General features: G+C 62.5%; 15 protein-coding genes and 1 other RNA gene. 4 read left to right on the forward strand and 12 right to left on the reverse strand.

Translation table 11 applies throughout. From position 1 onward, the window contains the following. Window positions 1–94: 94 nt before the first annotated feature. The 8 genes from crcB to CPI83_RS17980 are packed head-to-tail and all read right to left on the reverse strand — an operon-like array spanning window position 95 to window position 6879. Window positions 95–439, reverse strand: coding sequence for a fluoride efflux transporter CrcB (gene crcB, locus CPI83_RS17945; protein WP_019747865.1), 345 nt, complete (start codon window positions 437–439; stop codon window positions 95–97). After that, window positions 436–813, reverse strand: coding sequence for a CrcB family protein (locus CPI83_RS17950; RefSeq protein WP_021334356.1), 378 nt, complete (start codon window positions 811–813; stop codon window positions 436–438). Before CPI83_RS17950 ends, crcB begins: the two co-directional genes overlap by 4 nt. Before the next feature lie 23 nt (window positions 814–836). After that, complete coding sequence (locus CPI83_RS17955) at window positions 837–1640, reverse strand: DUF1295 domain-containing protein (protein WP_047889506.1); 804 nt, start codon at window positions 1638–1640, stop codon at window positions 837–839. After that, window positions 1637–2953 (reverse strand): cyclopropane-fatty-acyl-phospholipid synthase family protein, encoded by a 1317-nt coding sequence (locus CPI83_RS17960; RefSeq protein WP_092763664.1) that lies wholly within the window; start codon window positions 2951–2953, stop codon window positions 1637–1639. Before CPI83_RS17960 ends, CPI83_RS17955 begins: the two co-directional genes overlap by 4 nt. Beyond that, a complete protein-coding gene (locus CPI83_RS17965; protein WP_092763666.1) occupies window positions 2950–4239 on the reverse strand; it encodes a cyclopropane-fatty-acyl-phospholipid synthase family protein in 1290 nt (429 codons plus the stop codon). Before CPI83_RS17965 ends, CPI83_RS17960 begins: the two co-directional genes overlap by 4 nt. Continuing rightward, complete coding sequence (locus CPI83_RS17970; protein ID WP_024487210.1) at window positions 4236–4979, reverse strand: DUF1365 domain-containing protein; 744 nt, start codon at window positions 4977–4979, stop codon at window positions 4236–4238. The genes CPI83_RS17965 and CPI83_RS17970 overlap by 4 nt, the downstream gene beginning before the upstream one ends. Continuing rightward, the gene (locus tag CPI83_RS17975) at window positions 4970–6250 is read right to left on the reverse strand and encodes an FAD-dependent oxidoreductase (RefSeq protein WP_019747859.1); all 1281 of its coding nucleotides are present in this window, start codon (window positions 6248–6250) and stop codon (window positions 4970–4972) included. Before CPI83_RS17975 ends, CPI83_RS17970 begins: the two co-directional genes overlap by 10 nt. Next, window positions 6247–6879 (reverse strand): alpha/beta hydrolase, encoded by a 633-nt coding sequence (locus CPI83_RS17980; protein ID WP_097387520.1) that lies wholly within the window; start codon window positions 6877–6879, stop codon window positions 6247–6249. Before CPI83_RS17980 ends, CPI83_RS17975 begins: the two co-directional genes overlap by 4 nt. A gap of 53 nt (window positions 6880–6932) precedes the next feature. Here CPI83_RS17980 and CPI83_RS17985 point away from each other — a divergent pair, with 53 nt between their 5' ends. The 3 genes from CPI83_RS17985 (at window position 6933) to CPI83_RS17995 (ending at window position 10204) form a co-directional block, all read left to right on the forward strand. Next, the gene (locus CPI83_RS17985) at window positions 6933–7748 is read left to right on the forward strand and encodes a GNAT family N-acetyltransferase (protein ID WP_198586308.1); all 816 of its coding nucleotides are present in this window, start codon (window positions 6933–6935) and stop codon (window positions 7746–7748) included. Between the two features lie 108 nt (window positions 7749–7856). Continuing rightward, entirely contained in the window at window positions 7857–9122 is a 1266-nt protein-coding gene (locus tag CPI83_RS17990; RefSeq protein ID WP_097387521.1) for an HNH endonuclease signature motif containing protein, read from the forward strand. 101 nt (window positions 9123–9223) lie between these two features. Beyond that, complete coding sequence (locus CPI83_RS17995; RefSeq protein ID WP_042951448.1) at window positions 9224–10204, forward strand: alkaline phosphatase family protein; 981 nt, start codon at window positions 9224–9226, stop codon at window positions 10202–10204. Window positions 10205–10293: 89 nt separating this feature from the next. On the opposite strand, the gene ssrA is transcribed toward CPI83_RS17995, so the two are convergent. From ssrA to CPI83_RS18010, 3 genes are all read right to left on the reverse strand, one after another. Beyond that, window positions 10294–10664, reverse strand: a transfer-messenger RNA (tmRNA) gene (ssrA, locus tag CPI83_RS18000). Window positions 10665–10730: 66 nt separating this feature from the next. Next, window positions 10731–12269 (reverse strand): SDR family oxidoreductase, encoded by a 1539-nt coding sequence (locus CPI83_RS18005; RefSeq protein WP_060938636.1) that lies wholly within the window; start codon window positions 12267–12269, stop codon window positions 10731–10733. 20 nt (window positions 12270–12289) lie between these two features. Next, entirely contained in the window at window positions 12290–13237 is a 948-nt protein-coding gene (locus tag CPI83_RS18010) for an NAD(P)/FAD-dependent oxidoreductase (protein WP_060938676.1), read from the reverse strand. Between the two features lie 65 nt (window positions 13238–13302). Here CPI83_RS18010 and CPI83_RS18015 point away from each other — a divergent pair, with 65 nt between their 5' ends. After that, window positions 13303–13887: an XRE family transcriptional regulator gene (locus tag CPI83_RS18015; RefSeq protein WP_007731290.1), complete on the forward strand. Its 585-nt coding sequence runs from the start codon at window positions 13303–13305 to the stop codon at window positions 13885–13887. 36 nt (window positions 13888–13923) lie between these two features. On the opposite strand, the gene CPI83_RS18020 is transcribed toward CPI83_RS18015, so the two are convergent. Further along, complete coding sequence (locus CPI83_RS18020; protein ID WP_075832889.1) at window positions 13924–14781, reverse strand: DMT family transporter; 858 nt, start codon at window positions 14779–14781, stop codon at window positions 13924–13926. Window positions 14782–14786 lie beyond the last annotated feature (5 nt).

The following is a 14786-nucleotide window of genomic DNA, read 5'->3' on the forward strand; positions in this document are numbered from 1 at the left end:
TCCCCCTCGGCCCGGTGGTCGACCACTGTGTCGACGCGACTGTGGACAATTGTCTACCCTGGCCGCGTGGCGTGCACGCTCGACGCCGGATCGGTCAATCCGTGATCTGGATTCCCAACCACGCAGCGGACAGTCCGACGATCAAACTGACGACGATGTAGATCAGCGAGAGGGCCGTCTGGCGCCTCTCGACCATCCCGACATTCTCGTTCGCAAAGGTCGAGTAGGTGGACAAGCCACCGCAGAATCCGGTCGCCAGAAGTGCGGCCATCTCGGTGGAAAGAGCTGCCCCGGTGAACAATCCAAGGAGGAAGCAGCCGATCACGTTGGCGGCGAACGTCGCAGCCGGGAATCCCTTGTACGCGGGTACATACCGCGCCAACAGGTACCGGCCGCTCGCACCAGCGCCGCCGCCGAGTGCCACCAGGAGAACTGTCATGCCGGCGCGCCGTCCCGCGCGCGGATCCAGCGTTCACCGAGCCCTTTGCCCAGTGCAGCGGCGAGGATCGCGGGAATCAGCGTCCCGAGAACATAGAGAATCGATCGCCACGGACTCTCCGTCACGGCGTGAACCGCGAAGGACGAGAAAGTGGTGAAGCCGCCACAGAACCCGGTGCCGAGAAAGAGGTACCCAACCTTGTTGTGGACGAGGAGGGCCGCGAGAACACCCAGAACGAACGAGCCGACGACGTTGATGACCAGTGTCGTCCAGATGTGGGGAAAGAGCTCCCCCAGCCCGTATCGACTCAGTGCCCCCAATGCTCCGCCGACGGCAACCGCTCCCACCGCACCTGGCAGCTTCAGATCACCCATGCTCTCGCCTCACCCGAAAGAGCCTACGTCCCGGATCGGGCTTTCGGCGGGCGCGGAATGAAGTAACTTGTCCGCTGCTGATACTCGCGATAACCCGGACGCTGTTCCATATGTCGCTCGAGCAACCGCGCACCGGTGGCGAAGACCAGGAAGTACGTCATGGCGATCGGCGAGAGGACAGTCAACACTCCCGGCCACACGGACGCCGAGACGAGGAAGATCCCCCACCAGACGCATGCGTCGCCGAAATAGTTGGGATGCCGCGTCCACGCCCACAAGCCTTGATCCATGATGTGGCCACGGCTACCCGGATCGGATTTGAATTCCTCCATCTGCCGGTCGCCGACCGTCTCGAACGTGACGCCGACAATCCACAGCACGATTCCGAGCACAACAAGAAGCCCGAAGCTACCGTTCGATACTGCTGCGACCTGGATAGGCAGGGAGACGAACCACAACGAAATCCCCTGCGTGAGATAAATCTTGCGGAGCGCATACAGCGTTCGATTACCCGTCGCTCGTCCGAGCATTTCTTCGTACCGCGGGTCTTCACCCTTGCCGCGGGATCTGATCGCCATGTGCGTCGCCAACCGCAGACCCCAGATCGCCACCAGCGCAAGCATCAGCAACCGGCGCCAGAGGTCGCCGGTTCCAACTACCGCGGAAACGAGCGCGATCAGAACGAAGCCGGCGCCCCACGACACGTCGACAACATTGTGCCGCCCGATCCGTACACCGATGGTGGCTGTCACTGCCATTCCGACGGCGATCGCCAACAGGCTCGTGAGCGTGACCACTCCGAATGCGCCCCAGTCGAATCCGTTCATCGCCGCGACACCCACTGCGGCCGGACCGATTCCATATCGGATCGACCATCACCGTGCGGCCGGACCGACAGAATCTGATCGACGCCCATCCTGCCGTCCCGAAATGCCATTCCTCCGCCGACGAGGTAGAGACGCCACACCCGAGCGACTTCGACACCCACGAGATCCACGACGCGATCCCAGTTCGATTCGAAGGTCGCGATCCACGCGTCGACGGTCCGCACGTAGTGCTCGCGCAGGGCGTGCACGTCCCGGACTTCGAGTCCACCTTCCTCGATCATCGCAACAGTGCGACCGACCGGCCGCATGTACATGTCCGGCGCGATGAACGACTCGATGAACGGACCTCCCCCGGGGTGCGCACCGGTGCGTGACATCTGCTGAATCAGCACACGGCCACCGGCAATAACGTTGTCGTGGAGCGCTTTCACGTATGTCGGATAGTTGTCCTCACCGACATGCTCACCCATCTCGATCGACGCGACCGCATCGAAGGGCCCGTCCGGAATCTCACGATAATCTTGGAGCCGGATCTCGACCCAGTCTTCCAAACCGAGTTCGCGGATCTTCGCGTCGACAAAAGCCTTCTGCTCCGCTGAGATCGTGATGCCGACCACCCGAGCGCCGTACTCACGCGCTGCATGCAGGCTCAGCGAGCCCCAACCACAGCCGACATCGAGGAACCGTAGGCCTCGCGCCCGATCGAGACCGACCTTGCGGCACACCAGATCCAGCTTGTCTGTCTGTGAGTCTTCGAGCGTGTATTCCGGCGCATCGGAAGTCCAATAGCCCGAGGAGTACGCCATGTTCTCATCGAGGATCAGTTGGTAGAAATCGTTCGACAAATCGTAGTGGTGCCCGATCGCCTCGCGGTCGCGCGCGAGACTGTGCAAGCGGCCCTTCACCTGAGCCTGCGACGACGGTGGAGCCAAAGGTCTCCCGAAAGCACCGAAGGATCGCGCAGCCTTGACCGCGGCCAGGACGAGAGACGGGGTCGGGGTGATCGACCCGAGCCCCCGCTCGGCAGAGACCTTCCACACGTGTGTGAGCGCATCACCGAGATCGCCTTCGACGTCGAGTTCACCGAGAACATATGCCTGCGCCGCTCCCAACTCGCCGGGATTCCAGAGCAAGCGTCGCAGCACATTCGGGCTGTAGAGCGTCACTTTCGGAGCATCTTCCGGACCTGCTGTGCTGCCGTCCCAAGCAGTCAATCTCACCGGAAGTTCGCCGCCGACAAGTGGACTGAGGATGTCCGAGAGACGGCCCGCAACGCCGGCATCTTGCGCCGTTCGATCCATCGTGGCGGTCATCGCTGGTTCCTCCGATCGAGAACAATTTGCTGGACGTCGAGATATCCCGAGCGAAACCCTGCCTCGGAGTAGCAGAGATAGAAATGCCACATGCGCGCGAACACTGCGTCGAACCCGAGCGCGGACGCTTCGTCGGTGCGAGCACTGAAACGCTCGTCCCACAGCCGCAACGTCTGCGCGTAGTGATCGCCCATCGACATCCGCTCACGCACCCGAAGGGTTGTCATGCGTTCGGTGACGTCCTCTATCGCCCGCACCGACGGGAGAAATCCGCCGGGGAAGATGTACTTGTGCACCCAGGTGTAGGTGTTGCGGGTCGCGAGCATCCGATCGTGCGGCATCGTGATGGCTTGGATCGCCGCGCGCCCACCCGGCGCCAGCAGGGCGTCGATCGTCTGGAAGTAGCTTCCCCAGTACTGGTGGCCGACAGCCTCGATCATCTCGACCGACACGACGGCGTCGTACTCCCCCTGTACTTGCCGATAGTCGAGAAGGTCGACCTGAACGCGATCTGCCAGTCCCGCAGCGCTTATCCGCTTCGCCGCCAATTCCTGCTGTTCGACCGACAGTGTCACTGAACGCACCGTTGCTCCGCGCTCGGCTGCTCGGATCGCCAATTCTCCCCAGCCTGTGCCGATTTCGAGCACTCGCGAACCGGGACCGACACCCGCACCGTCCAGCAGGCGATCGATCTTCCGATGCTGAGCCGCTGCGAACGCGTCCCACGACGGGGTAGCTCCCATCGACAGATCCTCGAAGAGAGCACTGGAATACGTCATGGTGTCGTCGAGGAACAGTTCGAACATCTCGTTCGAGAGGTCGTAGTGCCGGGAGATGTTCGAGCGCGTGTTCTGCGTCGAATTCCGCTCACTGCGAGGCTGCTTCGGAATGTAGAGGCCTCGTAGCCGCTGCAGGAAGTCGGGAATCAGCGTCGCCACCCGGGAGGCGAAGACTTCCAGGACCGCGGTGAGGTCGGAGGCTTCCCAATCGCCCGCCATGTACGACTCGCCGAATCCGATCAACCCACTGTCGCCCACACGAGCAGCGAAGTCGTCTGGACGGTGGATGACCATCAACGGCGAATCCGGACTACCTCCACCGGAGAACTCACCGTTGGGCATCTGAACGCGCAGCGGCAAGCGCGCGACCGCCTTGTGGAACAGAGCGCGGGCAACCGGCGACGCAACCCTCACTTTGAAACCGCTGGGCACCGTGGCAACGCCCGGCCACCGCTCGGATTCGATCGTGTGAGCGGAAGGTTCGGTGCCGAGAGTGGTCGTGGTCATTGCACTGCCTCCTGCGGGTGATGTTGCGGTCGGGGAACGATAGGTAAGCGCCTGGCCCACAGCCGGATTCCTTGAAATCTGATCTGCGCGGCGACTCGCAGCGGAGCCAGCGGGATGGAGAGCGCACTGCGGACGATCTCGCGCGTCGTCGCCGGCACACAACGACCGGACACCGTGGCTACGAATGGCGCCTTGCCGTCACGGGCCAGAACTATCGAGAGCGCGAGCGCGGTGTCGGGTAGCGGAAGTCGCATCCGGTACTCGCCGTCCAGATCGTTGAATGGAGACACGTAGAACTCTTTGGACGTGCGAGCCCCGCCGCGTTCGTCGGTTTCGAGCAGGTAGCAATGCCGCTCGCCGTAGGTGTTGTGAACCTCGGCAACGACGCACCGCTGACTGCCGTCGTCGTTCAGACACCAGAACACACTCAGTGGGTTGAACACATGCCCGAGAACACGTGCGTTCGCAAGCATGAGGATGCGGCCGCCGGCGAACTCCAATCCGTTAGTTGCCAGAAAAGACTCGACATTGGCACGAATCGATCGGGTGGGGTCGCCGAGGTGATCTCCGGCGTCGAACTTCGCCAAGGATCGCAGTGCCTTCGGGAGCTCGGGCAGATCGTCGACGTCGACGAGCCAGCTGTAGCTTCGGTACTCGAACTCGTTGTGCAACGGCTCCGTTCGTACGTGTCGGATGCTCGTATGAACGATGGACGGCGTGATGGGTGCAGTCACGGCCACCGACCTCCGACGCGTTCGGCGGCACGCAGGCCAGACAGTGCACCGTCCTCGTGGAAACCCCATCCGTGGTACGCACCGGCAAACGCGAGCACATCCGAGTCCAACTCGGGAAGCCGCGCTTGAGCGGCGACGGAGGTGGGTGTGTACTGCGGATGCTCGTAGGTCATCTGATCGATCACCGAGTCCGGGGACACCATTTCGTCTCCCCCCAACGTCACCAGGTAGCGCCGACCGGTCTCCGGCAGCCGCTGCAACCTCGTCATGTCGTAGCTGACCAGAACGTGATCCGGCTTCGCGTTGCATTCAGGGATGTAGTAGTTCCACGACGCGCGCGCATTGGTGTTGCCGGGCAGCACATTTTCGTCCGTGTGAAGTTGGGTGTGGTTGACGGAGTACGGCATTGCGCCGAGGACCTGGGATTCGGCAGGCGTCGGATCCGCCAAAATCTTCAGTGCTTGCTGCGGATGCGTTGCGACCACAACTGCGTCGAAGGTCTGGATCTGGTCGTCGCCGTCACGAATGTCGACGCGATCGTCGAACCGGTGGACGGCGCGAACCGGCGTGTTCAGGCGGATATCCCCGATGCTTTTGGCGACGAGACGAACGTATTCGCCCGATCCACCGGTGACTGTTCGCCAGGTCGGCGATCCAGTGACGCTCAGCATTCCGTGGTGATCGAGGAACGAGAACAGGTACCGCGCGGGATATTTCAGCGCCGAGCCGGGATCACACGACCAGACTGCCGACACGAGCGGAGTCATGAAGTGAGCGGTGAAGTAGTCGGAGAACCGGCCGCTGCGCAGAAACACTCCCAGTGTCTGGTCGGGTGCCGACGGATCCGTGTTGTCGAGCAGGGCGCGGGCACGGCGATGGAAGCGCTTGACCTCCATCAACATCGACAGAAAGCTGCCGTTGACAAGGAGCCCCGGCGTCGGGAGAACGCCGCGCAACCCTTGGCCTCCCGAGTACTCGAGACCGCAACCCCCACACCTGACCGACATACTCATGTCGGATTCCTGCGTAGGCACATCGAGTTCTGCGAACAATCGCAACAATGTCGGATAGGTGCGATCGTTGTGAACGATGAACCCCGTGTCGATGGCGAGGCTTCGCCCTTCCGGGTCGGTGACCGAATGGGTGTCCGCGTGCCCGCCGAGCCGTGAATCCGCTTCGTAGAGGGTGACGTCACTGTCCTTACTGAGCACCCACGCCGCTGTCAGACCTGCGACACCACTACCGACGACGGCCACCTTGCGCTTGTCGGAACTCATCGTCGTTCTCCCATCTTTGTTGCGGCTACCCCGCGACTCATTCGTGCGATTGCATCCGCGACGAGGCGATGCCAGGTCGCCGCTCGACGGAGCATGAAGTGGCCTGCGCCGTCGATGCCGATCCATTCAGCGCTCTTACCCGACTTCTGCAGTTCGTCAACTTTCCGACGAGACGCTGCCGGGTCGGTCCACGAGTCGGCCGTGCCGTGGAGCACAACCAGTGGTGTGTCCGAACGCAGATTCACCGACGTTCCATCGGGCCACCACGGCGCCAGCGCAACCACACCGACCACCGCCGGATCGCCACACAGTTCGGCGGCGACCCGTCCGCCCATCGAGTGGCCCAGCAAAATCACCCGAGCTTGTGCATTACATTTCGTTATCACGTCGAGTGCGGCTCGAGCGTCGGCGACCGGACTGCGCTCGGCACCGTTCCAACCACGCACCCGATAGCGAGCCTGCACCGCTCTCACACCGGAGCGGCGAAGCTGAGCGGTGAACGGGCGCATCCGAAGGTTGGACAGATGCCAGGCGCGAGCCGGGCGATGGCTCGAGACCTTTCCTCCAGGCAGCACGAGCACCACCAGGTGCTGGTCACCGTCCTGCTGTTGCCGTCGGTTGGGCGTCATGCATGGCATTCGGAGCCGAAAACCATTTGGATGGGGTTCGTAGAATTTCTTTTGTGAATCGTGAAGCACTCGTCGGTGACGTCCTCGACGCCATGGACGCCAACTTGTTTTCCCATGCCTGCCACCTGCATGAACACTTGCCGACTGCATCGGTCACGGTCACTGCGGATGTTGTCGTCGCAGACAGCGGCCTCGCCGACGACACTTTCAACATCATCGCTGGTGCTCGCTTCGCCGTACCTGCCGACGGGCCCGAAGATCGGCGACTGATCGACATCCTCGCCTCGATTCGAGCAACCGGACGTCCGTTCTCCTGGTGGACCGGACCCCGCGATAATCCCTCTGACCTCGGGGCTCGCCTGTCCGCCCTCGGCTGCGTGCGCTCCGAGGAAGAACGAGCGATGACGGCGGACCTTGACGTCGTCCCTCATCCGACGCCTGTCCCAGAACTCTCCGTTCATCGGGTGACTACTCGTACCCAGCTCGCCGACTATGCCGCCGTGATGGCCGCCAACTGGTCGCCGCCCTCAGCCGCAGTAATTGGATTCTTCGAAGACACCGCTGATGCCGCCCTCGATGAGCGTTCGCGGAGTTCGTTTGTCGTGGGGTACGCGAACTCCCAGCCTGTCGCCGGAGCCGAGGTCCACTTTGCCGCCGGCGTCGCCGGACTGTATGGCGTCGTCACACTCGAAACGGCTCGCCGACGCGGATTCGGCTCGGCGGTCACCCTTGCCGCACTCGACATCGCCCGCGAGCGAGGTGCCCGAACAGCAGTACTTCAGGCGTCCAGCGACGGCGCACAGCTCTATCGAAACCTCGGCTTCAAGGATGTCGGCACCTACGCCGAGTACTCGATCGGAAGCAGTTAGACGTCCCCGCGGGGACGCTTTCACCCCGTATCCGTGAAGGTGTCGGCACCCACATCTATCATCGAACGTACATTCGAAATGATGTCGGACGCGAGCCGGGGGGCAACCATGAACGCAGCACTGATCGATGAAGAAACGCAGGGTTCCAACCGAGACGACGTGGATCAGCTCGGCTCGGAAATCTGCGCCCTCGCCGGCCAGATCGCCGCGGCCACGGCTCGATTCCTTACCCTCCTGTCGAAATTCGACGAAGACCGCGGATGGACCGGTCCGGGACTTCACTCGTGCGCCCACTGGTTGTCGTGGAAGTGCGGAATGAGCCTGCACACCGGCCGTGAATACGTTCGCGTCGCCAAAGCGCTCCGACCTTTGCCCGAGATGCGGAAGGCCTTCGAGCAAGGCCGCCTGTCCTACTCGAAGGTTCGCGCCCTCACCCGGGTCACCACGCCCTCCAACGAAAAGCAGATGGTTCGGTTCGGATGTGAGGCGCCCGCAGCCCAGATCGATCGTCTCGCCGCAGGTCTGCGTAAAGCAACCGACAACGAATCCGGCAAAACCAAAGCGGTCGAACATCTTCAGGTCCGCTGGCATTGGGACCCGGATACGGGCGAATTTGTCATCAAAGGACGCCTGCCTGCGCAGGACGGCGCCCGAATCCTCGCAGCGTTAGCTGTGGCGGAACGTGAACGCACCCGAATCGCCGCCATCCGCCCCGTCGACGAGAAGGCCGCAAAGAACCCGGTCGGAAATATCGGGCCAGGTCTCGTCGCGATGGCAGAGCTCGCCACCGCCGCAGTCACGGACCGCACGCCCAAGGCCGCCGCGAACGAAGTTGTGTTCTTCCACGAAGCGAACACCGTCCGAGTGCCGAGCGGACCCGCATTGCCTCAAAATGCCGCTGAGGAAGTGCTCTGCAACGCCAAGCTTCGACTGGGAACGACCAAGGAAGGATGCGTTCTGAATCGAGGTCGGCGGACTCGCGTCGTCAGCGCTAAACAAATGTTGGCATTGAACTACCGCGACGGATGCTGCCGCACACCAGGATGCGGACGGACCCGCTTCCTGCACGCACATCACGTGAAATTCTGGGGACGCGGCGGCAATACGGACTTGGACAATTTGATCATGCTTTGCGGTACCTGCCACCGCGCGCTGCACGACGGCAAGTTCACGATCTCTGCACTCGGCGAGCAGAAGTTCGAGTTCCACTACGCCAATGGAGACGTCATCGACCCAGCACCGCCAACAGAGGGGTTCGCCGATGACCTATTGCGCGGAGACGTACCCGACGACGCGATCGTACCGGCGTGGAGCGGAGAGCCCCTCCACCTCGATCACGCGGTCAGCGTCATCCTTGACGGCTGGGCCGCGTGAGCAAACATTGGTCTAGTCCAATCTGAATCCGTCGTGAACAATCGGACAACCCTCGCATTCAGGTAGTGCAATTGGTCTAGTCCTATCGCAATATCTTTAGCGTGACCAAGAAAATCGCACGCACCTCAGCCGCTATCACACTCCTCCTCGCCGGCGCTGTTGCTGCCGGAACTGCAACTGCTGCAGCAATTCCCGGATCGTCCGACCTCAATCCGTCGGCCGCCGAGAAGACAGTTGTCATCGGCCTCGACGGCACCATGCTCAGCCACATCAAGACCGCCGACGCTCCCCGTCTCCAGAAGCTGATCGCCGAAGGAACCAGCGGAGAATCTTCCATCCTCGGCCACACCACCATCTCCGGACCGTCGTGGTCGACCATCCTGACCGGAGTCTGGGACACCAAGCACGGTGTCAAGGACAACACGTACGCAGGCGCCCGCTTCGACCTGTACCCGAGCGTGTTCACACGGTTGGAAACTGCACAGCCCTCTCTGCTCACCGAGTCGATCTCCACCTGGGGCGGCATCGACAACATCGCATCCAGCGGCACGCCGAAAGCCGACGTTGTCGTCACCACTGCCGATGCAGGTTCCGGAGCGGCCACCGATAGTGCGACCGCTGAAGCCGTCGCCCGCGACATCACCGACAAGGGACCTGACCTGATCTTCACCCAACTCGATCAGGTGGACGGCGCGGGGCACAGCGGCGGGACCAACGGCGCTGCGTACGAAGAGTCCATTGCCTCGGTCGACGCTCAGGTGGGCAAGATTGTCGATGCCGTTGATCAACGCGCAGCGAAGACCGGTGAGAAGTGGACGGTTCTGGTCACTTCGGATCACGGCCACAAGCCTGCCGGAGGGCACGGCGGCCAGACGCCGGCGGAAGCAACGACATTCGTCATTGCACGCGGTGCGGGATACGCGGCCGGCAAGACCACCGACGCGTACACGATCGCCGACATCACGCCGACCATCCTCCAAAGCCTGGGCGTTGCATTGCCTGCCGATCTGGACGGTAAGCCGCTGGCCAAGGAAGCTCCCGGCTTCGTCGGCTCGGTCGACCTGGGATTCTTCGGCTCCTGATCGCAAGAAGACCCGGGCGCTCAGCAGAGTGCCGCAGCAAGACCGCAAAAAGGTCGGGCCGGAGAGCGTGTGCTCTCAGGCCCGACCTGTTGTGGAGCTGCCGGGAATTGAACCCGGGTCCTACGTTGAATCGCTAGGGCTTCTCCGTGTGCAGTTCGCTAAGTCTCTACTTGGATCTCCCAGTCTCGCGAACAAGCCAGGATGACGATCCCAGTCACTGTTTGATGTCCCATTCGACTCCGTGACCGAGCCGAACAGTAAAGCCCTCTAGCTGATGCCAGGAACCGGGTCGAGGGCAACCCCGGGCTGACAGACACGCTTCGCTACTTAGGCAGCGAGAGCGTAGTCGCGCTGATTGGAATCGGCGCTTATAGGTTTGCAGCGACGCTTACGGTGGTCTCTTGCCTGCACCGACACGCTTCCCCTAACTCAACACACGCAGTCGAAACCGTTCAGCCCCGTGTGTGCCCCGCGTCTTTCGTGGGGCTATTCACTATAACGCGCCGAAGTTCGGAAGTCATACCAATTAATCGGCGGCACTTTCCGTGTCCTGCGCCGCAGCTGATTCCCTGATTGCTGCGGTCTCACGCTCTGCAGCACCGGTGATGTTGGTGATCATCCCCTGGAAGACCACTCCGTGGAAAGGCAGGATCGAGTACCAGTACGCCCGGCCGGCGAGCCCGCGAGGGAAGAAGACCGCACGCTGATCGAGATGCGAACCCACCGGCCGTCCATCCGCACCCGCCGGACCTTCCGACACTCGCAACTCCAACCATGCTCCGCCCGGGACCTTCATCTCGGCGCGCAATCGGAGCAACTTGCCTCGATCGATTTCTTCGACCCGCCAGAAGTCCAGGGCTTCACCGGTGTTGAGCCGACGTGGATCCCGCCTACCCCGGCGCAGTCCGACCCCGCCGACCGCGCGGTCCATCCACCCCCGGATGGCCCACGCCAAAGGGAATGAATACCAACCATTCTCGCCGCCGATCGACTCGACGACCGACCAGAGGGTTTTCGGATCCGCAGCACAGTCACGTTCGCGGTGGTCTACGTAAACTGCCTCCCCTGCCCAGTCCGGGTCGGACGGAAGAGGATCGGACGGCGCTCCCGCGATCGTCGCACCGGACCACGCCGTCTCCACCTCACCGGTCTCGATCTTGCGAAGCGCCAAACGCACAGCTTCCCGGTACGGTGTGAGGCCACCGGCCGGAGGCGGGATGAAGTCGTCGATGTCGTGGTTGTGCATCACCGCGTCGTTCTGCAGTGATTCGATCAGTGGCATCGCCAAGCCCCGCGGGATCGGCGTGACCAATCCCACCCAGTGACCTGCCAGACGCGGGGTGAGGACGGGCAAGACGAGGATGCGTCGGCGTACCAATCCTGCGACGTCGGCGTAGGTGTTCATCATCTCGCCGTACTGCATGACATCTGGCCCACCGATGTCGAAGGCGCGGTTGACCTCCGGCGTTGTCGCCGCGGCTGCGATCAAATAGTGGAGTACGTCACGCACCGCGATCGGCTGAATGTTGTTGTGCACCCACTTGGGTGTGGTCATCACCGGAAGCCGATTGGTCAAGTGGCGCACCATTTCGAAGGACGCCGAACCCGATCCGATCACCACCCCAGCTTGAAATACAACGGTCGGAACCTCGGAGTCGAGGAGGATCCGACCGACTTCGAGCCGAGACTGCAAGTGAGTCGACAACTCTCGGTCGGACGGATGAAGCCCGCCCAGGTACACGATCCGGCGCACCCCCGCATCGCGGGCAGCGGCGGCGACGTTCTCCGCGCTTCGCTTGTCGATATCCGAGAACGACCCTCCACCGCCCATGGCGTGAACGAGGTAGTAGACCACGTCGATATCGTCGAAAACACCTGAGAGGGAGGCACTGTCGGTCAGATCCCCACGCTTGATCTCCACGGAATCATGCCAGGGAACATCGCGTAGTTTCTCCGGGCTGCGCACCACAACTCGAACTAGATGGCCCTCTTCGACCAGACGAGGGGCAAGACGTCCGCCGATGTATCCGGTCGCACCCGTGATCAACACTCTCACTGCGTCCATCACCCCACGCTACGCACAATTCAACTGCGAAGCGCCAGTGCAACCTCGAGGTCGTCGTTGGTCAACATCATGTTGATCCCCGCTCCAGCCTTCGCCCCGGCGGCTGCGGCCATGATGACCTGGGCACCCGGGTCGACGACGTTGCCCGCAGCGAACACGCCGGGCACGCTCGTCGCCCCCATCATGTCGACTGTGACGAAATCGCCCATCATCGTCTCAGCGCGCTGCGCGCCGAATGCGCGCAAGATCGCATCGTTGGGGTCCATCGTGAGAGCGCCACCGACAAAGACCGCCGAACGCGCGACCACAGTGCCGTCTGCCAACCGCACGCCCACCAACCGATCATCCTCGACGACGGGACCAGCGACCTCACCCTCGACGATCGAAATATCGCGAGCTGCAAGCTTTTCCCGATCTTCGGAACTCAGTTCGGTGATTCGATGGAGGAAGAGAACTACGTCGTCGGACCACTGGCGAACCATGAGGGCCTGGTGCATCGCAAATTCCGCGCTCTTGGCGATCACGCCAAGCGGCTGATCGCGCACGCTGTACCCGTGGCAGTACGGGCAGTGCAACACGTCGCGGCCCCAACGCTCGCCGAAGACTTCGAGTTCGTCCGGCAGGCGGTCCGTCAGACCCGTTGCAACGAGGACCTTGCGCACCTGAATCTTGCTGCCGTCAGCCAGTTCTACCGAGAACTTCTCGCCGTCCCGTGTCACGGAGACAACGGTGCCGTCATGGAACTCGCCGCCGAATTTGCGGACCTCACCTCGGCCGATGGTCAACAATTCGGCGGGGTTCATGCCGTCGCGGGAGAGGAATCCGTTCATGTGATCGGCGGCCGCGTTCCGTGGTGATCCGTTGTCGAAGACGATCACGGACCTGCGTGCCTGACCAAGGATGAGTGCGGCGTTCAGCCCTGCCGCGCCGGCTCCGATTACTGCTACGTCGAATGAGTTCTGCGTCATGAATCCAGAATGACAAGAGACCGCGTTCTTGACAAACACTGTTGCCGCTTTGGCAAAATAGATCCATGACCGAAACATCGTTCGAAGCCGTTCTAGCCGGCATCGGCCCTCGCCTACGTGCGTTGCGCCAGCAGTCCGACATGACCCTGGCCGACCTGTCGGAGACCACCGACATCAGCGTAAGCACACTCTCGAGACTCGAATCCGGTACTCGCCGAGCCAACTTGGAGTTGCTGCTGCCGATCGCCAAGGCACACGGCGTCCCGTTGGACGACCTGGTGAACAGCAAGATCAAGGACCCCCGCGTTCGAGAAGAACCGCGAACGGTCGGATGTATGACGGTCATTCCGCTGACCAGTCAGCCCGGCAACCTCCAGGCCTACAAGATGATCATCTCCCCCACCGACGACGATCGCGAACCGGGATCCCACGAGGGCTACGAGTGGGTCTACGTTCTGTCCGGGCGCATCCGACTCCAACTCGGCGACCGAGATTTCATCATGGGGGCAGGTGAGGCCGCCGAGTTCGACACCCACATTCCGCACCGCATCAGCGCTGCCGACGGCCGACCTGCGGAGGCGATCAGTCTCTTCGGGAAACAGGGCGAGCGTGTTCACCTACGCGCAGCGCCGGCCGACAGACGCGGCTGAAACACTAGGACTGAAAACGCTGGAACTCGAAAGAATCTAGGCGCCCGCGACGGCAATCATGCCGACTGCCGCCAGCGCCAACAGCATTCCCGCTTGTTGCACGCGGCTTACTCGCTCGCCCAGCATCACCATGGCGAGCAGAACCGTCGCAGCCGGATACAGCGAACCGATCACGCTGACCAGTGAGAGCATTCCGCCTTGGAAGGCGTAGATCATCGTCCCGTTCGCGACGACGTCGAGGACGCTGACGTACACCGCGAGTTTGAGTGGCTCGCCTCGTGGGAGAACGAAGTGACCGGCCGCCAGCGCGACCAACCACACCACGACGGTCGCGGCGCCGCGAGATACGGCCAACGCCCACAGCCCGCTGCCCTCGCCGATCTGGTGAAGTGCGATGAACGAGAGAGCAAATGCGCCACCGCTTCCGACGGTCAGAAGCGCCACTTGCCTGGTGAAGCGGAGAGTGATTCCGCCGGCAACCTCACCCGCGGTGTCGTCAGGCGACTCGCGGCTGACCAGGACGACGGCGACCAGCGCGACGGCAATACCCAGGTACGCGATCAACCCCGGCCGCTCACCGAAAGCGAATCCGACGAGGACCGGAATACCCGCCACCAGAACAGCTGTCAGCGGCGAGACCACCGACATTGGGCCAGTTGCCAGCGCGAGATAGAACCACCACACCGCCAGACCACTCGTGACGCCCGCGATCGCGCCCCAGATCAAACCGTTCAGCGTCAGCGTCCCGGATACGAAAGGTGCTGCGATCAGAACGATGACGAGCGAGAGCGGATACGAGACGATCACCACGCGCAGTGCGGCAACTCGTCGTGATGCAACTCCCCCGACGAAGTCGCTGACTCCGTAGGCAACTGCCGCCACGAGGGCAAGCAGGATGG

This window comes from Rhodococcus sp. H-CA8f (assembly GCF_002501585.1).
In the GTDB taxonomy this organism is placed as follows: domain Bacteria; phylum Actinomycetota; class Actinomycetes; order Mycobacteriales; family Mycobacteriaceae; genus Rhodococcus_F; species Rhodococcus_F erythropolis.

Coding starts and splice junctions, on each gene's coding strand:
- CPI83_RS18015 (WP_007731290.1), top strand. CDS start 13,303: ATGACCGAAACATCGTTCGAAGCCGTTCTAGCCGGCATCGGCCCTCGC.
- CPI83_RS18005 (WP_060938636.1), bottom strand. CDS start 12,269: ATGGACGCAGTGAGAGTGTTGATCACGGGTGCGACCGGATACATCGGC.
- CPI83_RS17955 (WP_047889506.1), bottom strand. CDS start 1,640: ATGAACGGATTCGACTGGGGCGCATTCGGAGTGGTCACGCTCACGAGC.
- CPI83_RS17950 (WP_021334356.1), bottom strand. CDS start 813: ATGGGTGATCTGAAGCTGCCAGGTGCGGTGGGAGCGGTTGCCGTCGGC.
- CPI83_RS17975 (WP_019747859.1), bottom strand. CDS start 6,250: ATGAGTTCCGACAAGCGCAAGGTGGCCGTCGTCGGTAGTGGTGTCGCA.
- crcB (WP_019747865.1), bottom strand. CDS start 439: ATGACAGTTCTCCTGGTGGCACTCGGCGGCGGCGCTGGTGCGAGCGGC.
- CPI83_RS17990 (WP_097387521.1), top strand. CDS start 7,857: ATGAACGCAGCACTGATCGATGAAGAAACGCAGGGTTCCAACCGAGAC.
- CPI83_RS17960 (WP_092763664.1), bottom strand. CDS start 2,953: ATGACCGCCACGATGGATCGAACGGCGCAAGATGCCGGCGTTGCGGGC.
- CPI83_RS18010 (WP_060938676.1), bottom strand. CDS start 13,237: ATGACGCAGAACTCATTCGACGTAGCAGTAATCGGAGCCGGCGCGGCA.
- CPI83_RS17980 (WP_097387520.1), bottom strand. CDS start 6,879: ATGACGCCCAACCGACGGCAACAGCAGGACGGTGACCAGCACCTGGTG.
- CPI83_RS17965 (WP_092763666.1), bottom strand. CDS start 4,239: ATGACCACGACCACTCTCGGCACCGAACCTTCCGCTCACACGATCGAA.